Raw genomic sequence first — 24,424 nt, forward strand, 5'->3', positions numbered from 1 at the left:
AAGGCTTTCCAGTGTCTAGGGTTCTGTCTTGGGTTGCGGGTTTTCTGACTAGGGTTCGATTCGACCAGAAGGAGAGCAGGGATATGACGGTTGAGAGCGCAGAAAAGGGCCGGGTGCGCGCCGGCGGCATGGTGGCGGCGGTGGACGACCTGTTGCGCCAATGGGGCCAGGAACGCGCAGCGCCGGCCCTGGAAGCCTCGGTGCGCTCCCCGCTGGGGGATACCGACCAGTGGCTTGGCGGCGGCCGCAGCAGCGGCGGAGAGCCCGGCCTGGGCGTGGCGGCGATGTTCGCCCAGTACAGCCGCGTCTGCCGCGTGCTGGACGACGTGCTGCGCTCCCTGAGCGCCCCACGCGAAGAAGGCGGCCTCGGCGGCCGCGGGCTGACGCTCTACACCCTGGCCAGGGTCCGCTACGTCCACGCCGGCGAGCAGCCCTCAGTGGCCGCCCAGCTCGCCGAGCTGGCGATCAGCGAACGGACCTACCGCACGCAGGTGGCCGAGCTGCACAGGGCCGTGCTGGAGCGGTTGGAGGGGCGATTGCGGGCGGCGGATCGGGCGGCTTGGCGGGTGTTGGTGGGGGAGGGTTGAGAGAGCTGGGTGGCGGCTGGACAGTGGAAGGCCAGGCGGGGAGGGCGGGCCTTTGGGCTGCTGCGTAGTGGTCAGCCGTAGGGTGGGTAACTCGCGCAGCGATTACCCACCGTTGGCATCGGTAGACAAGGCTGGGCCGTTGTCTATCCCACCGGCTTTCTATGTTGGGACATCATCTCCATCAAGATTTACAATTGTAAGTTTTAAAATGGAAATTGATGGTGGGAAGTTGGCTTGCGTATCTGATGCTTTCCCTTCTGGTGGGCGCTTTGGTGGTGTAGGTGGGATATTTTTGATAATTGTCTGTGTGCCTGAATGGTAAAGTGAACAAAATTCGCAGGAAGTGTTTATTCTTTCTTGTCCGCCATATCCACTCATGTGGGATCCGAGATAGTTTCCGCGAAGATCGTTGACTAGGCGGGTCCACTCGCATGTGAATGGGTTTGTTATTTCCTTCCCGATTTCGCCAAGTAATACCATCCGCTGAACTGCCTCCACAATGCCTCTTGGGGACTGGAGGTATGGAGATCGAATTGACCGTGGCCAGCCGACTTGAAAGGGAGCAATTGTTAGGCGATCCGAAGGATATGTAATTAGATCAAAAATACGCCACTGGACTGATTTTGGCATGAGTAAGTAGCGGCTGCAGTCGCCCATTCCGAAAGGTATGCCGTTTAAGATATATGATCCTATTTTTGATGAGTGGCTAATTTTTGTAGCTCTATACAGCTCGATAGGCTTTGATCTATCCATGCCCTCAAGAAGCTGACGTTCTTTTTTTGTTGAGCTGCCAGATGTTAGTTTGTTGTGCTTAGGTGTTGCTTTCCCTTGTATGAGTAGTCCTGTCTCTTTTTGGATGTTTCCATTTGTGCTCTTTTCTTCAAGTATGAATAGCAGGTCTGCGAGTTCGCACTTTATTTGTAAGCCTGAAGAGGTTTCTGCTACGGCTTGTGGTGTTCCATCAATCCAAATTGACTCGGCAGAAACTATGGAGTGTCGGCCGTTTTTTCCGAGGACTGATGCAACTGAATAAGCTAAAGACTCTAAGGAAGATTTTGAGTGTAAGTAGGATAGTCCCCAGCGCTCGATTGATTTGCGCCCACTTTTTCGGAATTTAGCGTGTAGTCTCCGCCATTGACTCCATCCAAACTTTTGCATTTCAATGTTCCCTGGTTTGTAACTATTACTGGCATATAGAGTGCGTATGCTAATCGATATTCTGCGGTAATTGGGTAAGGAAGGCTTTTTGTCGGCTTCTACACCCTGACTAAGATGCGCTACGTCCACGCCGGCGAGCAGCCCCTTGTGGCTGCCCAGCTCGATCAGCGAGCGAACGTACCGCACGCAGGTGGCGGAGCTGCACCGCGCCGTGGCGGAGCGGCTGGAGAAGCGGTTGTGGGAGGCGGATAGGGTGGCTTGGAAGGTGTTGGTGGGTGGACCTTGAGGGGCGTGTGGTGGCTGAAAGGGAAAGGCCCGGCGGGGAAGCCGGGCCTTCAGGTAGTAGATAAAGCTGCGCAGTTGTCTGCTTTTTATGATCACTTATTTTAGCGTTTGAGGCGAATATTTACCTTTCGCGCATCGATCTCAAGACTCTGAAGTGATTCAATTATCTCCTCAGGTGTGCCATTATTTAACTCAATAGAGACAAATGCAAATCCTTTGTTGTTGCTCTCGGCCCTAAATTCTTTTTTGGGAAGAGGAATGTCAATGGATAAAATGCTAAATTTATCGGCAAGCGCTGAGTAAATTGCCTCCCTGTCAGTGGTGTAATTCAGGCCGCCTATAAATAGCGTGCACTCGGCAGCAGCAGTAGCATCAACATCAACATCAACATCAACATCAACATCAACATCAACATCAACATCAACATCAACATCAACATCAACATCAACATCAACATCAACATCAATATCAACATCAGTAACTTGCTCAGGCTTGATGCTTATTTCGATGCTGGGTTCGTTCAGGGAAGGAGGTGTTAGCTCGTTCGGATTTGAAATTACACGGAACATCGGGACAGAGCGCTTTGGTATTTTTTTGGCTTTGGATATTGCAATTGCTTTCGCGTCGTTCTTTGTTCGCGTGACTAATTTTAGAGTCCGCAAGGGGGTGAGGATTTGTCTAACTTGGTCTGTGTCTACAATTCCAAGTCGATCAATAATGTCTTGCGTCGAGAACTCGCGCCCTTCAAATCCAAGCGCCAAAACGGCCATCTGGTTTTCAGGTAGCTTGTAGCCATCGAAGAGTGATAGCCACAGCTTTACACGGGGGTCATAAAGTGAGCGATGGAATAGTGTTACTATAAAGCTGTCATCTCCGCTTTGTATGTCAGGCTCTGCTAAGGCGTTGCTTCGCATGACATCAAATATTCTACGAATTCCCTCGCCCATCTCCCGGACATAACCTACTTCGCGTAGTACTCGCGCTACCAACGGGTTGCGTGACTCATGGGCGCCTTGTAGTTTTCGGATATCATCCAAAGAAATGGTTGAGAGAAGGCGCCCTGGGCTTGCAATTTCGAGGCGGTCAGCAAATATGCTTATTTCAATTCCTCGTCCTTGGATTGCATAGTTTCTATGTACGATAGCATTGATTAGTGCTTCGCGGCATGCGGTTTGAGGATAAAGATAGCTTTGCTTAAATTTTGCATTATCAGTTAGTGCGGTGTGCATTGTTAATGCGTAGCTCAATCGCTCCCATGCCGTCTCAACCAATGTTAATACATTGTCGGAAACTATGTCGTCTTTGACTACGTTGAAGGACTCGCCTGACCTCCTCTCCTTTCCATTGATAGTGAAGATGCGAACAAAGCAGCCGGGGTGGAATTTTCGTACATCTTTGGCGAAAAGTAGTAGGGCTGCTGACTTTAGCTTAAGGCCGGAAGGAGTGAACTCGGCAATGCCAAGGTGTTGTAAGCATTTCTCTGCAGTAACGCCGTAGGCTATCTGGTTTGATACCTGTTGTAGTAATGGGAGGTCAAGATCGTCAAGTGTTGCTGTTGGCTCGATCGTTCGATCCCAAGTTCGAGAGGCTAACTCAAGTCGCTCGGCAATAATTTTTTCAGACCCGACAGGTACGGACTCCAAGTCCATGCGCTTCAGGCATTTCCCGTCTACGGTTAGGTATGCGTACTCATTTCCTTTTGTGATAGAGAAATATAGGATTTGCTTCCCATCGATTGAAACAAGGCTGATTTGCGGTCTGGGTAGGGGTGTGTCTTTATGGACGTGGGTCTGATAGGCAGATTTAAGGAGTTCAATTTCTGAGGGCTCATTTGCTAAGCCTGAGATTGAGCCGTCATCCTCAATTCCAACGAACAATTCGCCGCCGTCCGAGTTTGCAAATGCAACTAACGTCTTGGCGATGTCTGAGCAAATATCTTTGGTTGGCCTTTTTTTCTTGGCCTCTGGAGGACCTTGAAGCGCACTTTTGAATTCCCTGTAATGGCTTTCACCGATACGCGTAGCTAGTTGAACGCGCTCAGTTAGTAGTAAAACTTGATCCATCTGGCTTCCTTGTTTTGCGTACTTGCAAGCAGAATTATTAAACATGGCCACAAGGTGTTGACTAATGCAGCCTCCCTGCAAGGGAGTAGCGAGAAACCTATCACGCTCCCAGCGCTGCTGGGTTTGCTGTTCTACTGACCGTTTGTCGGGTTTATAGCTGCGCCCCAGAGCGCCCGGCAAGCCTTTTCTTGCGGAGCATCACAGCTCCGCCAATCGGTTGACTCACCCGCCCTGATCCCGCTAAGGTTCCCCCGCTGCCGCCAAATCGGCAGCCTGGGCTTGGCGGCCCGGAACTCCGAGGCGGACACAACACCGCCCTAAAAAGCGGTTTTTTTGTGCCCGCAGCATGGCTACACCTGTTATGGGCGGGCCGTGTGTGGGTGCCTTCGGGCACGCCGGTGACTCGGACCGGTCCGCCAACCCGCACGGTTCCGCTCACCCATCTTGGCGGATGGGCGCGGTTACGACTCCGCATCCGAGAATTCAAGCAATGCCGAACACCAGCCCCGTACTTGCCGCAGTTGATTTCCACGGCCAACCCCTGACCGTGCTCACTTCTGCCACTGGCGAACACCTTGTGGCGATGAAGCCCATCTGCGAAGCCATCGGCCTCCAGTGGGAGGCGCAGCTCAAGCGAATCAAGCGACACCCCGTCCTGTCGATCTGCATGTCCATCATGGACATTCAGATACCCGGCGACGATCAGCACCGCGAGCTGGTCTGCCTTCCCCTCGACTACCTCAACGGCTGGCTGTTCGGCGTGGATGCCTCCCGCGTCAAACTGGAAATCCGCGAGCGACTGGTGCAGTACCAGCGCGAATGCTTCGCCGCACTGGCCGCCTACTGGCAGCAGGGCGAGGCGCTGAACCCGCGCACGGCGGCTCCGGCTGCCGCCGAACCCATCCACCTCACCTACAACGACCGCCCGTTCCGCATCGTCCCCGAGGGGGCAGCGCTCTGGTTCGTCGCCATCGATGTGGCCCGCGCCCTGGACATGCGCGACGCACACGGCCTTACCCGTCATCTGCGCACCGAGCACAAGGCACAGCGGCAGGTCGGCCACCGGCGCCTCGGGTTGATCGACCGGGCCGGGCTGGAGCTGGTTCTGCATCACGCCAGCCCGGCGCGGGCCGAGCCGCTGCGGCTGTGGCTGGAAGCGGCGCTGGAGCAGTTCGTGACCGGGGAGGCGCCGGCGCATGCGTTGCCGGGTGGGCTGTCCGGCGAGCAGCAGGGTGCGCTCAAGGCGCTGGTCAGGGCGCGCACCGCCGCTCTGCCTTCCGGCCGGCGCAAGGCGGCGACGCTGCGTTGCTGGTCCGCGCTGCGCGCCGAGTTCGGTTGCGGCTATCGGGAGATCGATCCGGCGCACTTCGACGAGGCGCTCGGTCTGGTGGCGAGCTGCGTTCTGGAGGGCGAGCTGATGGAGCCGGAGGCGCCCAAGGTGCTTGGCCGTCTGCCGATCGACTTCCCCATCGAGGACTGGAAGGCCCGCAATCCCCACCAGTTCCAGCACGACGATCCGCAGAGCAGCACGCTGACGATGACCTGCGGCGATGTGCTGCTCAACGAGTATTCGCCCGGCGAGGCGCTGCTGGGCCAACTGGCCGAGGCCGGCTACCGGGTGGACGGCCCGCTGTACGAGCTGCGCTCCCTGCGCTCGCTGGCCAGGCGTCTAGACCTGACCATGCGGCTGATGGCCGGCAACCTGCGCCAGGCCCTGGAGGGCTTCGAGAGCGACCGCCGCACCTTGCAGCGCTTCGAGGGCGCGAAGGGCAGGCCCTGAGGCGGGGCATTCGGCTTACCGTTCGTCGGGGTGGGTTGCCGCGAGTTGGCGGCGAGTAGGCTGCGAGCAGGCGACGAGTCGATTTGGCGTTTCCCGGCCGTTTACGCCACTGCCGGTCGGGGGGTAAAAAGCCGCTACGTTTGTGGTTGCTGTGACCGGCGACCTTCCCCGAGCACTTGCTGTGTGCCCCGACCGTTCTTGCTGGCGGTCACCCTGGACCCCGCTTCGGCGGGGTTTTCTATTTCCGCTTGCCGGTAAGGAGCACCGATGTCGACCGAGCAGCACACGCTGGCGGACATGCCGTTCTGGATGCTGGTCCTGATCTCCCTGGCCGGGCTGTCCGGGGAGATGCTGCGGGCCTCGAAGTCCGACCTGACCTTCGGCCAGTTGCTGTTGCGGGTGGTGCTGCGCTTCTCGGCCTCGGCGCTGCTCGGTGTGGCCTCGATGCTGTTCGCCGTGGCGCTGTGGGGCGACCAGATGATCGCCGGAGGCATTGGCATCGTGGTCGGCGTGATCGGCGCGGACGTGGCCGGCGGGCTGTATGCGCGGGCGCTGGCAAAGCGGGCAGGGCTCGCCGTTCAGGTCGTGCGGGAGGATTGATGGCCCGGCATGCTCCAAGGCCCTGCATCCATCCGGGCTGTGGCCGGCTCGTCGAGACCGGCAGCTACTGCGGCGAGCACCAGGCGCTGGCCGACCTGCGCCGTGCCGAACAGCGGCGCAAGGTGCATGTGCAGTACAACCGCACGCGATCCGACTCGGACAGCTTCTATGGTTCGGTCGCCTGGCGGCGCTTTCGCAACAGCTACCTGATCCTGCATCCGGACTGCGAGGTCTGTCTGGCTCATGGGCTGGTGGTCGAGGCCAAGGTGGTCGACCACATCAAGCCCTACAAGGAGCGGCCCGATCTGGGGCTGGACGAGTCGAACATGCGCAGTCTCTGCCGTGCGTGCGACAACCGCCTGCGCCACGACCGGACGGGGAGGGGCGGGTCGAAAGTCTAGGCCCCGAAGGCCCGAACGACGGGGGGAGCCATCTTTCGCGCATGTGTGATTTTCAAATAGGGGGGGTCAAAATCGGCCTCCCTTGGGTGATTGCTATGGATACCCGATATCCGCGAGTCATCGAGGGCGGTCTGGGCGACATCGATTCCGCCGCTGCGAAGACCGTCGAGGCCGAGTCGCCGGAGCCCGCCGCCAAGCTGAGCGCGAAGGAGCGCAAGCTCTGGGACTACGTCACCCAGGCGATGGTCGACTACGGGCTGATCCACCGCACCGACGGCATGCTGCTGACCATCATCTGCAAAACCTTCTGCGACTGGGTCGCCCAGGAGGAATTCCTGCAGAAGCTGGTCCGCGAGAACGGCAGCTACTACGTCAAGACCCCGAACGGATACGAACAGCCCCACCAGGCCTACTACGTCGCCCGCGACAAGAAGCGCGAGCTGCTCAAGTGGCTGCCCGAGGCGGCGCTGACCATCCCGAGCTTCCACAAGCTGAAGGCCGAGCAACTGCAGCCGCAGGGCGATCTGTTCGACGATCCGATAGAACAGTTCCGAGCCCGCAAGGCCCAGATGGGCATGCGGGTCATACCAGGCGGCGTGATCGATGACGGAGAAGCCTGAGAGCGATCGGCGCCTCTTCGACTGGGACCTCTACGGCCGCCGCGTCATGGCCGGCGAGATCCCCGTCTGCAAATGGACCCGCCTGGCCGTCGAGCGCCACTACCGCGACCTCGAAACCGGCGCCGGGCGCGGCCTCTGGTTCAGTGAGGCGCATGCCCAGCACGCCCTGGAGTTCTTCCTGTACCTGCGCCACTCCAAGGGCGAGTGGGCCGGGCAGCAGTTCGTGCCCTCGCTGTGGCAGCAGTTCTGGATCGCCGTGGCCTTCGGCTGGATGCGCGCCGACGGCTCGCGCCGTTTCCGCGAGGTCTGGGAAGAGGTACCCCGGAAGAACGGCAAGTCCACCAAGCTCTCGGGCACCGGGCTCTACCTGTTCTTCGCCGACGGCGAGGGCGGTGCCGAGATCTACACTGCGGCCACCAAGCTGGACCAGGCCAGGATCACCCACGACGAAGCCGTGCGGATGGTCGAGTCCAGTCCGCTGCTGAAGCGGCACATCAGCGTGCGCCGCGGCGAGCTGTTCCTGCGTGGCCGTGCCGACTCCTTCAAGCCGCTGGGGCGCGACAGCAAGACCATCGACGGCCTGAACCCGCACGGCGCGATCTTCGACGAGGTGCATGCCCACAACGACCGCGGCATGATCGATGTGATCAAGTCCGGTACCGGCGCCCGCCGCCAGTGGCTGATCTGGATGATCACCACCGCCGGCATCAACCTGCGCGGACCCGGCTTCGAGCTGCACGGCCATGCCGAGAAGGTTCTGGAGGGGCTGATCGAGGACGACGCCTTCCTGGCGATCATCTACACCGTCGACGACCCCGAGAAATGGCAGGACCCGCTGGAGTGGCGCAAGGCCAATCCCAACTTCGGCGTCTCGGTCTACGAGGAAGGCCTGCGCGAAGCCTGCGAGCGCGCCGCCAAGGTCCCCAGCGAGCAGCCGGAGTTCAAGACCAAGCGCTTGAACATCTGGCTCAGCGGCGGCGCCAAGTGGATACCGCTGGCCGAGTGGCGACGCTGCGAGGACAAGACGCTCAGCCTGGAGCGCTTCCGCGGCAAGCGCTGCTGGATCGGCCTCGACCTGGCCGAGCGCCGTGACATCGCCGCCATCGCCCTGGTGTTCCGCGAGGCCGGCAAGTACTACGTGTTCTTCCGCTTCTACATCAACGAATACCAGGCCAACCTGCCGGAGAACCGGCACTACCTGAAGTGGGAGCAGAGCGGGCACCTGATCGTCACCGAGGGCAACGCCACCGACTTCGACGTGATCGCCGACCACCTGCGCGACTTCAAGCGTCAGTTCGCGCTGGAGGAGGTCGACTACGACCCGAAGTTCGCCCCGTACTTCGCCAAGAAGCTCCTCGAGGAGGAGATGCCCATGGTCGAGATCGGCCAGAACCCCAGCACCTTCACCGCGCCGATCATCGAAGCCGAAAACCTCATCCTCACCGGCGAGCTGGTCCACGAGCACAACCCGGTGATGGACTGGATGGTCTCCAACGCCAAGCTGCTCAAGTCCAAGTTCAACGGCCTCTGCCAGATCGGCAAGGACCGCGAGAGCGAAAAGATCGACGGCGTCATGGCCATGCTCATGGGCATCGCCCGGGCCACCGCCGCCGAGTTCGAAGAAAAGCCCGCCGACCCCGGCATCATCCTGCTCTGAGGCAACTCCAGTGCTGACGAAACTTCTTGGCGGCCGGCGGCGAGCGTCGGAGCGCGTGGAGCCGGTCCTCGGCGCGGATCGCGCGCCTGTGTCCACCGGCGACCGCGAGGCCATCCTCGATCTGTTCAACGTCTCCGCCAGCCACGCCGGCCCGGTGGTCAACGCCCGGACGGCCATGCGCAGCTCGGCGGTCTACGCCTGCGTCGCCACCATCGCCGGAGCCATCGCCGCGCTGCCGCTGCCGGTCTACCAGCGCACCGCCGACGGCCGCGAGCGGGCCGATCATCCGCTCTGGTGGCTGCTCAACGAGCAGCCGACGCCGGGCTTCAGCGCCTATGCTTTCTGGGAGTACGTGGTGAGCAGCAAACTGCTGCGCGGCGACGGCCTGGCCATGATCGCCCGCAACAACGCCGGCCAGCCCCAGGAGCTGATCCCGTTGCCGCGCAGCCAGACCCTCATCGAGAAGCGCGACGGCCGGCTGGTCTACTACGTCGAGCTCGACGGCGACTACATCGGCCTCGACCAGGACGACGTGCTGCACTTCCCCAGCCTCGGCTTCGACGGCATCAAGAGTCCCTCGGTCATCAGCCTGGCCGCCAAGCAGGGCGTCGGCGTTTCCCTGGCGGCCGAGGAGTACGCCGGCCGTTTCTTCAGCAACGGCGCCCGCCCGGACTTCGCCCTGAGCCACCCCGGCAACCCGACGCGGCAGCAGGTCGACCTGATCCGCGAGATGTGGGCCGAACGCCACCAGGGGACGGCCAACCGGCACCTGCCGGCGGTGCTGGTCGGCGGCATGGAGGTCAAGGAGCTGACCATGTCGGCCGAGGACTCCCAGCTGCTGGAGACCCGCAAATGGCAGGTGGTCGACATCGCCCGCGCGTTCGGCGTGCCGCCGCACATGATCGGCGAGACCGAGAAGAGCAGCAGTTGGGGCACCGGCATCGAGCAGATGTCCATCGGCTTCGTCCGCTGGACCCTCAACCGCCACCTCAAGCCGATCGAGCAGGAGCTCAACCGCAAGCTCTGGCCGCGCAGCGCCCGCTACTTCGTCGAGTTCAACCGCGAAGGACTGATGGCCGGCGACAGCAAGGCCGAAGCCGAGTACTTCACCAAGGCGCTCGGCGGCCCGGGCGCCCAGGGCTACATGACCGTCAAAGAAGTGCGCCGCATCAAGAACCTGCCGCCGGTCGAGGGCGGCGACATCCTCTACCGACCGGAGAACGCCGGCAATGCCCAGCCCCCTGCTGAACCTGATCAAGGACAACCTGAAGGCGAAGAAGGCCTTCGAGATCCGCAACACGGAGAGTGACGCCCCGGAAATCTTCCTCTACGACGCCATCGGCGACTGGTACGGCATCGGCGCCGAGTCCATCGCCCGCGCCCTGCGCGAGCTGGACGGCAAGGACGTATCCCTGCGCATCAACAGCCCGGGCGGCGACGTCTTCGAAGGCCGCGCCATGGCCACGGCCATCGTCGCCCACAAGGGCAGGGTGACCGCCTATATCGACGGCCTGGCCGCCAGCGCGGCCACCTACGTGGCCCTGGCCGCCGCCGAGGTGGTCATGGCGCCGGGCAGCTTCTTCATGATCCACAATGCCTGGACCCTAGCCATGGGCAATGCCGACGAGCTGGACGAGACCGCCGCCCTGCTGCGCAAGGTCGACGACAGCATCGTCGACGACTACCGCCGCAAGACCGGCGCCGATGTGGAGCAGGTCCGCGACTGGATGAAGGCCGAAACCTGGTTCAACGCAGACGAGGCGCTGGCCAACGGCTTCGTCGACCGCCTGGCCGGGCAGCAGGCTTCGGCCGGAAACCACTGGAACCTGGCGGCCTACAACAACACCCCGGCCGCCTTGCTCAACCGGCAGAGCGACTCGCCCGGGTACGACCGGGCTCGCGCCGAGCGGCGCCTGGCCCTGCTGGAACGCATCGCCGCGTAGCGGGCTCCCGCGCGCAACACCCGAACCGCCGCCCGGCGGTTTTTTCATTTCTGAAACGAGGAAAGACCCATGCCCAGCATTCAGCAGAAGCGGGAGCAACGCAGCGCTCTGGCCACCGAAACCCGCGCCCTGATGGACGCCCACCCGGGGGAGCAGTGGGGCGATGAGCAGCAGCAGAAGTACGACGGCCTGGTCGCCCATATCGAGCGCCTCGATGCCGAGATTTCCCGCGAGCAGAAGGTTCTCGACATCGAGGCCCGCCAGAAGCACAAGGTCCGCGATCGCGCCCGGCGCGACGGCATCAGCGACGACGAGGCCGAGCACCTGCAGAACCAGGACAAGGCCGTGTTCCGCGCCTGGCTGGCCGGCGGCGTGGACAACCTCAGCGCCGAGCAGCGCGAGATCGTCGCCCAGCGCCGCGAGGCCCTGCGCAACACCATGAGCACCACCACCGGCAGCGAAGGCGGCTATCTGGTGCCCAACGAGTTCAGCGCCACCCTGCTGGAGTCCCTCAAGGACTACGGCGGCATGCGCAGTGTGGCCGAAGTCATCCGCACCGAGACCGGCGCGTCCATGGACTTCCCGACCACCGACGCCACCTCGGAGGAGGGCGAGATCGTCGGCGAGAACGCCACCGTTTCCAACGCCGACGCCAGCTTCGGCACCCTGGCCCATGTGGTTTACAAGTTCAGCTCCAAGGACATCGCCGTGCCCTTCGAGCTGCTGCAGGACAGTGCCATCGACCTCGAGGCGCACATCCGCATGCGCCTGACCGAGCGCCTCGGCCGCATCACCAACCGCATGTTCACCACCGGCACCGGGACCGGCCAGCCGCACGGCGTCGTGGCCGGCGCGGCATCCGGCAAGATCGGCACCACGGGGCAGACCACCAGCGTCATCTGGGAAGACCTGATCGACCTGATCCACAGCGTCGACCCGGCCTATCGCCGCTCGGCCAGCTGTTCGCTGATGTTCCACGACAACACCCTGCGCGAGCTCAAGAAGCTCAAGGACAGCCAGGGCCGCCCGCTCTGGCTGCCGGGCATCGACGTCGCCGAGCCGGCCACCATCGCCGGCCAGCGCTACACCGTGAACCAGGACATGCCGGTGATGGCCGCGAGCGCCAAGTCGATCCTGTTCGGCGACTTCAGTCGCTACATCATCCGCGACGTCATGCAGGTCGCCCTGTTCCGCATGACCGACTCGGCCTACACCAAGAAGGGCCAGGTCGGCTTCCTCGCCTTCATGCGCAGCGGCGGCCGGCTGATGGATGTCGGCGGCGCGGTCAAGTACTACCAGAACTCCGCCACCTGATGAGCCCGGGCCGGCCCTGCAGCCGGCCAGCCACCGACTCCACGAGGAAGAACCCATGGCAAACCCGAAAACCGTCAAGGCCCTGGTCTTGGTCGACGAGCCGGCCCACGGCCTGAAATGCGGCGCCGTTGCCGAGATCCCCGCCGAACTGGCCGAACAGCTCGCCAGGGCCGGGCGCATCGACACCCACGCCAAGGCCGTCGCCGCCGCCGAGGCCGCGCAACCGGCGGCTCCCGCAGCGGACGTGATCGAGGCAGAGGACTGATCGCATGCGCCTGTCCCGCATCCAGCCGCCGGCTGCCGAGCCAGTCACGCTCGATGAGGCCAAGTACCAGTGCAAGGTCCGCCATACCCAGGCGGACGCGGCCCTGACCAGGGCCATCCGTGCCGCCCGCGAGCTGGCCGAGCAGCGCACCGGGCGAGCGCTGATCACCCAGCAATGGAGACAGACCGAGCCCTGCGCGCCGACCGAGATACGGCTGCGCGTCTGGCCGGTGACGGCCGTCGACAAGGTGACGGTCGACGGCGTCGATCTGACGCCCGCGGACTACACCGCCTACCTCGGCGACGACCCGCGCCTGCTGCCGAACGGCGACGTCGTCTGGCAGGGGCGGCGGGTCGACGTCGAATACACGGCCGGCTATGGCGCGAGCGGCGACGACGTGCCCGCGCCGATCACCCGCTGGATGCTCCACCAGATCGGCAACGCCCATGAGCACAGCGGCTCGGTGGTGCTGGGCATTTCCGTCAGCGAGCTGACCTTCGTCGACCACCTGCTCGATCCCTGGATCGTCCCGAGGTAACCCATGCGCGCCGGCCGCCTGAACACCCCAACCGACATCCTGATCCTCGCCGCCGACCTCGGCCTGCAGGTACTCGACTGGATCTGGACCAACATCGCCGCCAAGGACAGCGCCGACGCACCGGCCCCCACCAGCCTGCGCAGCCCCGCCAAGGTCGAGGTCCGTGCCTGGTGGGACGACCGCCTGCTGCAGGGCCGCTACCTGCGCGCCGAAGGCCGGCTGTTCCACATCGACAGCGTGCGCGACGTCACCGGCCAGCAGGCTGAGCTGACCCTCACCGCCACCGAGCTGGTCGGTGCCGTCGCCGAGTACCGCCCGGCAGTCGGCGCTCCCGTCGCCTGCCGGGTCCTGCTGACCCACGGCGCCCCCTACCTCGACGAGCTGGGGCAGGTCACCGACTACCGCACCCGCGCCGAAGTGGCGCTGATCGAGGTCGGCCGCCCGCAGGTCGACGACCAGCTGCTGGTGGGTGGCACCCTCTACACCGTCATTGCCTACGCCGACGACACCGACGACGGCGTGGTGCGCGGGCTCTGGCTGGAGGCTTCCTGATGCAGGTAAATATCCGCCTGCAGGGTGTTGAGCAGTTCCAGAGAGCGCTGGCGGCGGCCGGTCGCAAGATCGATCCGGTGTTGCGCGGCGCGCTCAACACCACGGCGACGAAGGCGCGTGCCGAGCGCTACACAACGCCGCTGCGCCCTGTACTGAAGCCGAAGTTCGTCCGCTCGGCGATGAAGATCAAGCGGGCACGGCGAGGGATGATGAACAGCCGAATCATCCCCTCCAGCTCGGGAGTGCCGGTTACCCGCTACGCAAGCTGGGGGTTCGACCCCATCGACAAGACCCGTGCCCGCCTGTGGGTACGCGGCCCGAACGGGCGGAAGGTCGCCGCCGGCTTCGTCAACCCGGCCAGTGTCGGCAAACAGCCGTGGCGCACCCGGGGCGTCAAGAGGGCAGGAACCCTGCAGCCTGCGCTCGGCCCATCGGTCGCCTACTGGTTCAAATCCCTCACCGACCAACAAACGATCACCTGGATCAGCGACTTCCTGCAGCGTGAATTCGAGGCCCGTTTGCAGAAAGGACTTGCCAAGGGGGCGAGATGACACGAGCAACCGATCTATCCGAGGCCATTCTGGCTCGCCTGGCCGCGATCAGCGTGGCCAACGGATTCCACACCGATATCCAGTCGGTCTACGGCTTCGGCGAGCGCAAGCCCGATCGCGCCCTGCCGCCATACCTGCTGGTGCGCATCGATGCCGACGAAGCCGTCAAGCGCTCCTGCAACACCGCGCAGCGCATGGCGACCTACAGCATCGAGGGCGTTCTGTCGCGCGCTGCCGGCCTGCAGGATCTCCAGCGCCTGCACCACGACATCCTCCGGTCGCTCGGCATGGGGCAACTGCCCATCGTGAGCCGCCAGCGTGCCGAGTGGCTGGCCGAAGAGTCGGTCGAGTTCGACCCCGACCAGAACGGCAGCACGGCCCGGACGCTGATCTGCATGCTCCAGATCCACTATCTGGAGGAGTACTGAGCCATCCGCCGTCCGCCAACCAGCCCGCTGCCCTGCGGGCTTTTTTATGGGAGTCCGAAATGGCCACTGTGAGCGTCACCCTCGTTAAGCCGCATACCCATGCCGGCCGGCAGTACCCGGCCGGCGCCGAGCTTCGGCTCTCGCCGTCCGACGCCAAATACCTGCTGGACCGCAAGGTCATCGCCAGGCTGCCGGCCGTAACCTCAACCACCGATAAGGAAGCGACCCATGAGTAATCCCGATCAGTACCACTACGGCCAGGGCAGACTGCTGCTGGCGATCATCGCCGCCAACGGCACTACCGGCCCGTGGCGCTGGGTGGGCGACGTTTCCGCCTTGAGCGGCGCATTCGCCGAAGAGACGGTCAGTGCCCGCGAAAGCTGGTCTGGCTCCAAGTCGAAGGTGCGCGAGTTCAACATCTCCAAGGACATGACCTGGAGCGCCACGCTGCATAGCCTCGTTTCCGAGAACCTGGCGCTGTTCACCGATGGCGCCGCCACGGAGATCGCTGCCGGTACCGTGACCGGAGAGGTGCTGCCGAGCGGGCTGGTCGCCGGCGACATCGTGTCGCTGCAGAATATCGGCATCAGCGATCTGGTCATCACCGACAGCGCCGGCACGCCGGCTACCCTCGACCCGCAGCATTACACCCTGGCGGCGAACACCGGCAGCATCGAGATCGTCAGCCTGCCGACCTCGCCGGCGCCGACCCAGCCGTTCAAGGCGGCATATACCAACGCTGCCGCCAGCCAGGTGGCATTCCTCAAAGCCGCGGCGCGGCCCAGCGTCGCCCTGCGCTACGAAGGCATCAACCTGGCCGAGAATGGCGCGGCGGTGGTGGTCGAGCTGTACAAGCTCAGCCCGTCCCTGCTGCAGGAGCTGTCGCTGATTGCCGACGGCACCGACGTGCTCGGCATGCCGGTGACCTTCAGCTCGCTGCGCGACACTCGCAAGTCCGCCACGGGCGACCTCGGCCAGTTCGGTCGCATCCTGCAAGGGCTGGCTGCCTGATGAAGCCTGGTGCTGACGACCTCGAGGTGCTTCATCCGGAGCGCCTCCTCACTATCGCTGGCCGGGAAATCACCGTGCGCGAGTACGGTTTCGTCGAGGGATTGCGCCTGCTGCGCATCGCCGAGCCGATCATCGCCGGACTGCAGGGCGGTATGGGCAGCAGCGTGCCGGCCTTCGAATCGATCATGGGGGTCATCGCCGAGCACGCCGGAGTGGCGGTACAGCTGATGGCGGCCGCCGCCGATGTCGAGGTGGAGTGGATCGAGTCGCTCAGCCAGGACGACGGGCAACTGCTGCTGATGGTCTGGTGGAGCGTCAACGGCCCTTTCTATCTGCGCACCGCGGCGACTCGGGCAGTCGTGGCGGCGCGCGCTGGGGCGACGTCTACGCCACCCTCGTCGGCGCCGGCTACGGAAGCCCCGCCGAGCTCGGGCGAATGACCCAGCGGCAAATCCTCCTGCACTACGACTGTGCCCTGCGCCGGGAGCGCCGGCTGCGCGCCGAGCGGATCGTCGACGTGGGGCACGGCATGGCTGGAGGAAAGGAGGCGCAGGCGTTGGTCAAGGATCTGCTCAAGTAGAACGCAGCCCCGCTTCGGCGGGTTTTTTATTGTCCGGAGAAACCCATGGCCCAGAAGATCGAAGTCGTCATCGACGGTAAGAACAACGCCGGCAAGGCCATCGGCGAGGCAGGATCGCAGCTCAATGAACTGGGCGCCGTGGTCGCCAACGTCGCCAGCGCTCTTGGCGTCGCTCTGTCGGTTGATGCCTTCGCCGGCTGGATCAAGGGCAGCCTGGACGCGGCCGCCCGGATTCGGGAGTTCGCTCAGGTATCCAGTGCCTCCACTGCCGAGTTCCAGCGCTTTGCCGTGGGCGCGCGCACGGTAGGCATCGAGCAGGAGCAACTCGCCGACATCTTCAAGGACGTCAACGACAAGGTCGGCGATTTCCTGCAGACCGGCGGCGGCGAGCTGAAAGATTTCTTCGAGGGCATCGCCCCGCAGATCGGCGTCACCGCCGAGCAGTTCAAGAACCTGTCAGGCCCGCAGGCCCTGCAGCTGTACGTCTCCAGCCTGGAAAAGGCCGGGCTGAACCAGCAGGAAATGACCTTCTACTTGGAGGCCATGGCGGACGACGCCACCAAGCTGCTGCCGCTGCTGCAGAACAGCGGAGCAGGCATGAAGACCTGGGCCGACGAGGCCGAGCGCATGGGGCTGATCCTCAGCGAGGACACCATCGTCCAGGCGGCTGCGTTCAGCGAGCAAATGAAGGTCGCCGGCCTGGTGACCGACAACCTCGGCACCCAGATCGGCGCCGCGATGCTGCCGTCGCTGCAGGAGCTGAGCGGCCTGCTGATCGACGTGGCCGGCGATGCCGACACGGCGAAAATCGCGGCGGATATATTCGGCACGGCGCTCAAGATTCTGGCCATGTCGGCCATTGCTGCAGGCAGCACCCTGACCAGTGTCGGCAGAGCCATAGGCGGCCTGGCGGCTGCGGCGAGCGCGGTGGCCAGTGGCGAGCTGAAGCAAGCCGGCGAGATCATCCGGCAGCTCACCGAGGACAACAAGAAGAGTGCGGCCGACGCCGAAGCGCGCATTCGCAACCTCTGGTCAGGGGAGTTTCAGCAGGCAGGGAAAAGGGCAGCGGACGTCAACAAGCAGGTGGCGGACTCGCAGGAAAAGACCGCTGCCGCTGCCGGCTCAGCCGCGGCGATGACCGCCAAGCAGAAAACCGAACTCAAGGCGCTCAACGACGAGCTGGAGAAAGAGCGCGGCAAGATCGCCGACCTGAGCAAAGAGCAGGAGGCGATCAACAAGCTCAAGGAGCTCAACGTCGATCTGACCTCGAAGGAGGCCAAAGCCGCCATCGAGAAGGCCAGGCAGGTCGATAACGAGCAGAAGGCCTCGGAGGCCAAGAAGAAGGCCGAGCAGGAGGCGGAAAGCGCCGCCAAGAAGCGCGCCCAGGAGCAGGCGCAGCAAGCCAGGCAGCAGGAGTCCTACGTCCTCGGCCTCGAAAAGCAGGCCGCTGTCCTCGGGCTGACCGCTGCCCAGGTGCGCGCCTACGAACTGGCCGAGAAGGGCCTGGCCGGCGCGCTGAACGACCGCGCGAAGGCGGCGCTGGCAGCTCTCGCTGCCTACGAAAAGCAGCAGCAGGCCGAGCAGAACGCCGCCACCAACGCCGGCCTGCAAGCCGACTACCTGCGCGCCGCCGGGCAGCCGGTCGAAGCGGCCCTGCTGGAGATCGAGACGAAATTCGCACAGATGCGTACGCAATTCGCCAAGGACAGTAACGACGCCGGCCTGGCCTTGATCGACCAACTGATCCCGGTCGAGCAGGCCCGCGCCCGCTTGGACGGCCTGCAGGCCGAGATCGACAAGGCCTTCGATCGCCGGGGCCGCGGCGAGCAGAGCATCGATGCCCAGGTCAACGCCGGGCTGCTGACCGAGTCCGAGGGGCGGGCAAGGCTGCTCGCGCTGCACCGGCAGACCGCCGATGTGGTCGAGCAATACCTGCCCGAGCTGGAGCGCATGGCCCAATTGCCCGGCCCACTGGGCGAGCAGGCGCAGGCTGCGCTGGATAACGTGCGGAGCCAGGTGCTCGAGCTGCGCAGCGCCTCCAGCGATCTGGAGATCGCTCTGCGCGACGGTCTGCAGGGCGGGATTCAGGAGGCGCTGGCCGGCTTGGCGGATGGCACGCTCAGCCTGCGCGATGCGGTGATGAACCTGGTCGCCAGCGTGGCCGATGCCATGGCCCGGCTGGCGGCGCAGCAGCTGGCCGAGCAGGCGTCGGCGGGCATCATGGGCCTGCTGGGCGGCGGACAGGACGACAGCAGCATGACTGCCGGCGCGGCGGCAGTGACCGGCTCGGCTGCGGCACTGTCGACTGCCGGCGGCACGCTACTGACCGGCGCCGCGGCAATTCAGGCGGCGGCCGCCAGTCTGGCCGCGGCCAACGGCATGAGCGGTGTGGCCGGCGGCGGTGGCGGTGGTTTTCTGTCCGGCATCGGCGACTGGTTCGGCGGCCTGTTCGGCGGAGCAGGATTCGCCACCGGTGGCCATGTCACCGGCCCCGGCACCACCACCAGTGACTCGATCCCGGCGATGCTCTCCAACTGGGAGTACGTCACCCGCGCCGCAGTGGTCCGCCAGCCCGGCGCTCTGGACTTCCTGCACGCCTTCAATGCCCGTGGCATGGACGCCCTAGACGACTACGCCCGCCGCGCGCGCCACGCCACCGGCGGTCTGGCCGGCGCGCCGGCCCCGGCCCTGCCGGCGCCGAGCCTGGGCAGCACACGGCTGGCCGAGCCGGCCAAGGCAATGGCTACCACCGTCAAGAATGCTGTGAATCTGCACGTCTACGACGATCCGGTTCGGATTACCCAGGCGGCATTCAACTCCCGCCAAGGGGAGGAGGATTTCGTCGTGATGCTCTCGAAGGATCCGGCCAAATACCGGTCGATCCTGCAGTTGTGAGGTTCAGGAGCGCAGTTTTTCGCGAGCCAGCAGGCCGACGATGATGTGTGCGGCGCGGGATAGCTGCCCCAGGTAGAGATCGCGTACCGCTGGCATGATCGCCGCGACCTGCTGGTCGCTCAGGGCCGCTTCGGGCGGGATGCTGAGCTTGCTCTTTTCCATGTCGAACAGGCTTTCATGGATTGGCTTGTACTCGGCAGCCACCTCCAGGGCCATTTCTCGCGTCAGCCCTCCTTTCATACAGGTCTTCACGATCCAGCTCTCGGTCTGCTGGAGGGTTCGGCCATGGACCGGGAACTCAACAACTTCACCCACTACTCGATCTCCCTACAAAAGGTAATGCCGGACTATGCCCCACCAGATCGGCTTCGTCGACAACGCCAACAGCCAGTTGGCCCACTACAATCTGCTGGCCGCCATCCGCCTGTTCTGCGGCGGCTTCGGTGTGATCGGCACCCTCGGCGGCACCCGCACCGGCAACGGCACCCTCAGCGGGCTGGAGGCCTCGCCGGCGTCGGTGACCGAAACCTGGACCCTCACCTGCACCGCGGCGGCGGCCAACGCCGGCACCTTCTCGGTGGTCGGCTCGGTGTCCGGCGCCAAGCCCGATGCCACGGTCGGCAGCGCCTACGACAACGGGCTGCTGAAGTTCACGATCGGCGACGGGGCGACCGACTTTATCGTCGGCGACACCTTCACCATCCCCGTCACCCAGGGCGCCGCAGCGGCTGCCGACGCCCAGTGGGAGGTGCTGCGCTACGACACCGTCTCGACCAACCGCGAGCTGATCCTCAAGGGCACGGGCCTGAGCCGCACCGAGGAAATCTTCGTCGGCTTCCGCACCTACCACGATGCCAGCGCCGACTACTACAACCTGCTGGCCGGGGTGTTCACCGGCTACGTGGCCGGCAACAGCTTCGACACCCAGCCTGGCGCGCGCCTGTCCGGCGTGCCGGCGCACAACCAGCGCATCGACTACTGGCTGACCCTCAACGGCCAGCGCATCGCCATGGCCCTCAAGGTCGGCACGCCGGTCTACGAGAGCTGCTACGTCGGCAAGATGCTGCCCTACGGCCGGCCCAGCCAGTACCCGTACCCGGTGGTCTGTGGCGGGATGCTCTCCGGCGCGGCGGCGACGCGCTTTTCCGACACCGCGCACTCGGGCTACTTCAAGGGCAACAAGGCCAATATGGCCATGCGCTCCAACGATGCCTGGCAACAGCCGTACTGCTACCCCTGGGGCAACACCTACGTCGCCGGCACCGGCGCCTCCTCGAGCAATACCAACCTGCGCGACACCGGCGGCATCTACCACCTGTTGCCGGTCGAGCTGCACGACAACACGGCGAACCTCTGGGGGGCGCTGGACGGAATCTTCTACATCTCCGGTTTCAACAACGCCGTCGAGAACACCCTGACCCTCGGTGGAGTGACCTACATCGTCATGCAGGACGTGTCCCGGACCGGCCATACCGACTATTACGCAATGAGGCTCGACAGCTGATGGCCTACTACACCGGAACCGCCAACGACATGTCCGCGCTGCGTCAGGCGCTGATCGACGCCTGCGTGCTGGAGGGGTGGGCATGGGACAGTGGCAATGAAGTGCTGAGCAAGGGGTCGATGTTTTTGCGGTTGCAGGTCGTCAGCGGCTACCTGCGCCTGACGGGGCGTACCGGCACCACGGCTGGCGACTCGCCGAACGTGGTACAGATCGGCCCGTTCACGGCCAGCCTGCGACCGCTGCCGGCGCTGACCTACCCGATCAGCTACGAGTTGTTCGTGTTCGCGCAGGAGGTCTATTGCGTCATCAACTACGCCGTGGACTGCTACCAGTGGTGCGCATGGGGAAAGTCCACCGTGCAGGGCCTGCCGGGGACGGGGATGTGGCTGGGGGCGACTGCGCCCAGGGCGGAAACCAATTACCCATACGGATTCGTCATTGGAAAAAACTACGGAACCGCCAATGGCAACAACCTGTGCGGGGCGCTGTTCTGGAGCAACAGCGGGGCGTGGTATGCCGATTATGTCCACTCTGACCTGGACAGTCAGGGCTGGTGGACTGGGCAGGCGTCAACTGCAGATCCCATCGGCATTTTGGCCGGTGCTCCCCTGATCGGACTACTGCCCAATGTTTGGAACAGCGAGGCCGTGCTGCTGCCGATCCGCGCCTACAAGGTTCGTGCGTCCAACAAGGTCAGCCTGGTCGCCGACGTGGAGAACGCCCGCTATACCCGTGTCGACAACTACGCCCCCGGGCAGATCATCACTATCGGCACCGACCGCTGGAAGATTTTTCCGTGGTATCGCAAGGATAGTTCCGTGCGCGATGGCGGCTCCAACATCACCCACACCGGCACCTTCGGCTGGGCGATCCGCTACGAGGGGCCGTAAATGGCCGTGCTCAGCGGGCAATTGGCCCGCCTGGCGCAGGGTGGCCTGACCGACAACCCGAACCTGACCGGTAATCACTGGTCGTTTACGTGGGTCAACCAGTTCGCCCCGTCGCCGTTCGTCAGCGATACCCAGCGCGCCGGGCAGGCGGCAGCGACCACGGCCTGGCCGGTCGAGGCCAACGGCCGCAGCATCGCCGGCCAGAAGGTGCGGGCCCACCTGGACGACTGGTACTACCGCATTCACCTCAGTCCCCGGCAGCTCGACCTGGGCAACGTCGTCTCCACCCAGACCACGGCCGTCTCCCTGTGGAACGCCTACCTGGCACCGCGCACCCTGACCGCCCTCGAGGGCGTGGAGGAGGGCCTGCTGGTTGCCGGCCAGCTGGAGCCGCCGCTGCTGTTCAACGGCCTGCAGGAGCGCGCGTGGCAGGTGTCGGTCACCCCGGACGGCCAGCCGGTGCTCGACACCGCGGTGGTCTGGGTATTCGACAACGGCGATACCGCCGGCCTGCGCATCACCGCCAACCGCATCATCGCCTGGAGTTTCGCCCCGGACTGGGCCGACGGGGTGCTCGAGCGCCTGACCTGGGCCACCGACATCCTGCAGTCCGAGTCGGGCGTCGAACAGCGCCGGGCGATCCGCCTGGCGCCGCGCCGCGAGTTCGAGGCGCCGATGCTGGTCGAGGGCCGCGAGCGGCAGCTGCTCGACCTGGCGCTGTTCGGCTGGGGCTCTCGGGTGTGGGCGGTGCCGGTGTGGCCGGACATCCAACTGCTGGATCAGCCGGTCGCCCTCGGTGCCACGCGCATCGACTGTGCCACGGGCGGCCTGGACTTCGCCGCCGGCAGCCTGGCCATGCTGCGCGGCGAGTCGGCCTTCGCCTACGAGGTGGTCGAGGTCGCCGCCATCGACGCCGCCGGCCTGGACCTGGTACGGCCCAGCCAGCAGGCCTGGCCGGCCGGCGCGCGGCTCTACCCGGCGCGCCCGGCGCAGCTGCTCGAGCAGCCGAGCCTGACCCGGCTGACCGACACCGTGCAGAGCGCCGAAGTGCGTTTCCGGGTGGTGGAGGCCTGCGACTGGCCGGAAGTCCTGCCGGCCACCCTGTATCGCGGGCGGCCGGTGCTCGAGCAGCGCCCGGACGAGTCCGAGGAGCTGACCGCCAGCTATGCGCGGCTGCTGTCCGAGCTGGACAACGGCGCGGCCCTGCCGCGCGTCACCGACGTGGCCGGCCGGACCTTCCCGGTGCAGGGCCATCGCTGGCTGGGTCTGGGGCGCAGCGAGCGCGGGGCGTTCCGCAGCCTGCTCTACGCCCTGCGCGGCCGGCAGGTGCCGGTCTGGCTGCCGACCCATGCCGACGACCTGGAGCTGGTCGCCACCGTCACTGGCGTGGCCACCAGCCTCGACGTGGCCAACGTCGGTTACACCCGCTTCGCCAGTGGCAAGCCGGGGCGCTGCGATATCCGCCTCGAGCTGTGGAACGGCACGGTGTTCCACCGCCGCATCAGCGGCAGCACCGAGCTGAGCGCGGACGTCGAGCGCCTGGCGATCGACAGCACGCTCGGCGTGCCAGTCGAGCCGGCCGATGTGGCGCGCATCAGCTGGATGGCGCTGTGCCGGCTGGACAGCGACGGCATCGAGATCCACCACGAAACCGACAGCGAGGGCGTGGCCAGCTGCGCCCTGGTGTTCCGAGGAGTCCGCGACGATGAGTTTTGACCATGACCTATGACGCCAGCGAGCGCTCGCTCGCCGACGGTCGGCCGATCCGTCTCTACCAGTTCAGCCGCGGCACCCTGGCCTGGCGCTACGCCAGTGCCGACCGCGACATCGTCCACAACAGCCAGACCTTCGCCGCCCTGCGCGGCGGCATCGCCGACAGCGGCGTGCGGCAGACCGGGCAGACCAGCCCGGACACCCTCAAGCTGACCGCGCCGGCCGACCTCGAGGTCGCCCAGCTCTACCGCGGCGCGGCGCCCAGCGCGGCGGTGTCGCTGACGGTGTTCGCCCGCCACTACGGGGTCGACGACTACCTGGTGATCTGGGCCGGCGAGATTCGCTCGGTGCGCTGGCCGGCGCTGGACCGCTGCGAGATCCAGTGCTCGCCGCTGACCGAGCGCATGGAGATGCAGGGCCTGCGCCTGGGCTGGGAGCGCAACTGCCCGCATGCCTTGTACTCGCTGGCCTGCGGGGTCAACCGCGACCTGTACCGGATCGAATCCAGCATCCAGTCGATGGACGGGGCGAGCCTGAGCAACGGCGCCTTCGCCGCCCAGCCGGACGGCTATTTCACCGGCGGGCTGGTGGAGTGGGCCATCGGCGGCGGCGAGTACGAGCGGCGCGGTATAGAGCGGCATGCCGGCAGCAGCCTGACCCTGCTCGGCGGCACGTCCGGCCTCGCGCTCAACCAGGCGATCCGCGTCTATCCGGGCTGCGCCCAGACCACCGCGGCCTGCCAGGCCTTCGACAACCTGCCGAACTACGGCGGCATCCCGCACCTGGCCGGCGAGTCGCCGTTCGACGGCAATAACTATTTCTGAGGAGGCGGCAATGGACCCGACCACGATCCAGCTGGTCGTCATGGTGGCCTCCATGGCGATCAGCTCCCTGATGCGCCCCAAGGCGCAGAAGCCCAAGCCGGCCGGCCTGAGCGACTTCGACATGCCGGTACCGGACGAAGGCACGCCGCAGGCGGTGTTCTTCGGCGACTGCTGGACCGGCGACTGGCAGGTGCTCAGCTTCGGGCGCTTCCGGACTTCCAAGATCAAGAGCAAGAGCGGCAAGTGATGAGCGACGAAGTACTCC

At 64.6% G+C, this 24,424-nt stretch carries 27 protein-coding genes; 24 read left to right on the top strand and 3 right to left on the bottom strand.

What is annotated here, in order from left to right:
* The first annotated feature begins 83 nt into the window (after positions 1 to 83).
* Positions 84 to 587: a hypothetical protein gene (locus Atro_RS01050; RefSeq protein WP_497926061.1), complete on the top strand. Its 504-nt coding sequence runs from the start codon at positions 84 to 86 to the stop codon at positions 585 to 587.
* A 159-nt stretch (positions 588 to 746) separates the two neighbouring features.
* On the opposite strand, the gene Atro_RS01055 is transcribed toward Atro_RS01050, so the two are convergent.
* Together Atro_RS01055 and Atro_RS01060 are read right to left on the bottom strand one after the other, a co-directional pair.
* Positions 747 to 1,745, bottom strand: a complete 999-nt coding sequence (locus Atro_RS01055) for a hypothetical protein (RefSeq protein ID WP_497926062.1) — start codon at positions 1,743 to 1,745, stop codon at positions 747 to 749.
* Between the two features lie 386 nt (positions 1,746 to 2,131).
* Positions 2,132 to 4,273: an ATP-binding protein gene (locus Atro_RS01060; RefSeq protein WP_497926063.1), complete on the bottom strand. Its 2,142-nt coding sequence runs from the start codon at positions 4,271 to 4,273 to the stop codon at positions 2,132 to 2,134.
* Positions 4,274 to 4,583: 310 nt separating this feature from the next.
* On the opposite strand from Atro_RS01060, the gene Atro_RS01065 reads away from it, so the two are divergent.
* The 18 genes from Atro_RS01065 to Atro_RS01150 all read left to right on the top strand — a co-directional run bounded on the left by Atro_RS01065 (position 4,584) and on the right by Atro_RS01150 (position 19,228).
* Positions 4,584 to 5,873, top strand: a complete 1,290-nt coding sequence (locus Atro_RS01065) for a phage antirepressor N-terminal domain-containing protein (protein WP_497926064.1) — start codon at positions 4,584 to 4,586, stop codon at positions 5,871 to 5,873.
* Between the two features lie 267 nt (positions 5,874 to 6,140).
* Positions 6,141 to 6,473 carry a phage holin family protein gene (locus Atro_RS01070; protein WP_165893261.1) on the top strand — a complete coding sequence of 111 codons (333 nt, stop codon included), beginning with the start codon at positions 6,141 to 6,143 and terminating at the stop codon, positions 6,471 to 6,473.
* Positions 6,473 to 6,874: an HNH endonuclease signature motif containing protein gene (locus Atro_RS01075; RefSeq protein WP_497926065.1), complete on the top strand. Its 402-nt coding sequence runs from the start codon at positions 6,473 to 6,475 to the stop codon at positions 6,872 to 6,874. Before Atro_RS01070 ends, Atro_RS01075 begins: the two co-directional genes overlap by 1 nt.
* A 95-nt stretch (positions 6,875 to 6,969) precedes the next feature.
* Complete coding sequence (locus Atro_RS01080; protein WP_497926066.1) at positions 6,970 to 7,494, top strand: P27 family phage terminase small subunit; 525 nt, start codon at positions 6,970 to 6,972, stop codon at positions 7,492 to 7,494.
* Complete coding sequence (locus Atro_RS01085; RefSeq protein ID WP_497926067.1) at positions 7,478 to 9,151, top strand: terminase large subunit; 1,674 nt, start codon at positions 7,478 to 7,480, stop codon at positions 9,149 to 9,151. Before Atro_RS01080 ends, Atro_RS01085 begins: the two co-directional genes overlap by 17 nt.
* Before the next feature lie 88 nt (positions 9,152 to 9,239).
* The gene (locus tag Atro_RS01090) at positions 9,240 to 10,460 is read left to right on the top strand and encodes a phage portal protein (protein WP_497926068.1); all 1,221 of its coding nucleotides are present in this window, start codon (positions 9,240 to 9,242) and stop codon (positions 10,458 to 10,460) included.
* Positions 10,381 to 11,094, top strand: coding sequence for a head maturation protease, ClpP-related (locus tag Atro_RS01095; RefSeq protein ID WP_497926069.1), 714 nt, complete (start codon positions 10,381 to 10,383; stop codon positions 11,092 to 11,094). The genes Atro_RS01090 and Atro_RS01095 overlap by 80 nt, the downstream gene beginning before the upstream one ends.
* Positions 11,095 to 11,163: 69 nt before the next feature.
* Entirely contained in the window at positions 11,164 to 12,408 is a 1,245-nt protein-coding gene (locus Atro_RS01100) for a phage major capsid protein (protein WP_497926070.1), read from the top strand.
* A gap of 55 nt (positions 12,409 to 12,463) precedes the next feature.
* Positions 12,464 to 12,673, top strand: coding sequence for a hypothetical protein (locus Atro_RS01105; RefSeq protein ID WP_165893255.1), 210 nt, complete (start codon positions 12,464 to 12,466; stop codon positions 12,671 to 12,673).
* Between the two features lie 4 nt (positions 12,674 to 12,677).
* Positions 12,678 to 13,211 carry a head-tail connector protein gene (locus Atro_RS01110; protein ID WP_497926071.1) on the top strand — a complete coding sequence of 178 codons (534 nt, stop codon included), beginning with the start codon at positions 12,678 to 12,680 and terminating at the stop codon, positions 13,209 to 13,211.
* A 3-nt stretch (positions 13,212 to 13,214) separates the two neighbouring features.
* A complete protein-coding gene (locus tag Atro_RS01115; protein ID WP_165893253.1) occupies positions 13,215 to 13,763 on the top strand; it encodes a head-tail joining protein in 549 nt (182 codons plus the stop codon).
* Complete coding sequence (locus Atro_RS01120) at positions 13,763 to 14,314, top strand: hypothetical protein (RefSeq protein WP_497926072.1); 552 nt, start codon at positions 13,763 to 13,765, stop codon at positions 14,312 to 14,314. Before Atro_RS01115 ends, Atro_RS01120 begins: the two co-directional genes overlap by 1 nt.
* Complete coding sequence (locus Atro_RS01125; protein WP_497926073.1) at positions 14,311 to 14,742, top strand: hypothetical protein; 432 nt, start codon at positions 14,311 to 14,313, stop codon at positions 14,740 to 14,742. Before Atro_RS01120 ends, Atro_RS01125 begins: the two co-directional genes overlap by 4 nt.
* 59 nt (positions 14,743 to 14,801) lie before the next feature.
* A complete protein-coding gene (locus Atro_RS01130; RefSeq protein ID WP_497926074.1) occupies positions 14,802 to 14,978 on the top strand; it encodes a DUF7210 family protein in 177 nt (58 codons plus the stop codon).
* A complete protein-coding gene (locus Atro_RS01135) occupies positions 14,971 to 15,753 on the top strand; it encodes a phage tail tube protein (protein ID WP_497926075.1) in 783 nt (260 codons plus the stop codon). Before Atro_RS01130 ends, Atro_RS01135 begins: the two co-directional genes overlap by 8 nt.
* Entirely contained in the window at positions 15,753 to 16,193 is a 441-nt protein-coding gene (locus Atro_RS01140) for a DUF6631 family protein (protein WP_497926076.1), read from the top strand. The genes Atro_RS01135 and Atro_RS01140 overlap by 1 nt, the downstream gene beginning before the upstream one ends.
* Positions 16,190 to 16,333: a hypothetical protein gene (locus Atro_RS01145; protein ID WP_497926077.1), complete on the top strand. Its 144-nt coding sequence runs from the start codon at positions 16,190 to 16,192 to the stop codon at positions 16,331 to 16,333. Before Atro_RS01140 ends, Atro_RS01145 begins: the two co-directional genes overlap by 4 nt.
* 45 nt (positions 16,334 to 16,378) lie before the next feature.
* Positions 16,379 to 19,228, top strand: a complete 2,850-nt coding sequence (locus Atro_RS01150) for a coiled-coil domain-containing protein (protein WP_497926078.1) — start codon at positions 16,379 to 16,381, stop codon at positions 19,226 to 19,228.
* A 3-nt stretch (positions 19,229 to 19,231) separates the two neighbouring features.
* Here Atro_RS01150 and Atro_RS01155 read toward each other — a convergent pair whose 3' ends face one another.
* The gene (locus Atro_RS01155) at positions 19,232 to 19,468 is read right to left on the bottom strand and encodes a hypothetical protein (RefSeq protein WP_497926079.1); all 237 of its coding nucleotides are present in this window, start codon (positions 19,466 to 19,468) and stop codon (positions 19,232 to 19,234) included.
* Between the two features lie 109 nt (positions 19,469 to 19,577).
* Here Atro_RS01155 and Atro_RS01160 point away from each other — a divergent pair, with 109 nt between their 5' ends.
* The 5 genes from Atro_RS01160 to Atro_RS01180 are packed head-to-tail and all read left to right on the top strand — an operon-like array spanning position 19,578 to position 24,406.
* Positions 19,578 to 20,732 carry a hypothetical protein gene (locus tag Atro_RS01160; RefSeq protein ID WP_497926080.1) on the top strand — a complete coding sequence of 385 codons (1,155 nt, stop codon included), beginning with the start codon at positions 19,578 to 19,580 and terminating at the stop codon, positions 20,730 to 20,732.
* Complete coding sequence (locus Atro_RS01165; RefSeq protein WP_497926081.1) at positions 20,732 to 21,622, top strand: hypothetical protein; 891 nt, start codon at positions 20,732 to 20,734, stop codon at positions 21,620 to 21,622. The genes Atro_RS01160 and Atro_RS01165 overlap by 1 nt, the downstream gene beginning before the upstream one ends.
* On the top strand, positions 21,623 to 23,338 hold the full coding sequence (locus tag Atro_RS01170) for a hypothetical protein (protein ID WP_497926082.1): 1,716 nt from the start codon (positions 21,623 to 21,625) through the stop codon (positions 23,336 to 23,338). It abuts the gene before it with no gap.
* Positions 23,339 to 23,340: 2 nt separating this feature from the next.
* On the top strand, positions 23,341 to 24,159 hold the full coding sequence (locus Atro_RS01175; RefSeq protein ID WP_497926083.1) for a phage/gene transfer agent baseplate hub protein: 819 nt from the start codon (positions 23,341 to 23,343) through the stop codon (positions 24,157 to 24,159).
* Positions 24,160 to 24,169: 10 nt separating this feature from the next.
* The gene (locus tag Atro_RS01180) at positions 24,170 to 24,406 is read left to right on the top strand and encodes a hypothetical protein (RefSeq protein ID WP_497926084.1); all 237 of its coding nucleotides are present in this window, start codon (positions 24,170 to 24,172) and stop codon (positions 24,404 to 24,406) included.
* The last annotated feature ends 18 nt before the right edge of the window (positions 24,407 to 24,424 follow it).

The sequence above is a fragment of the Azotobacter tropicalis genome (assembly GCF_059739045.1).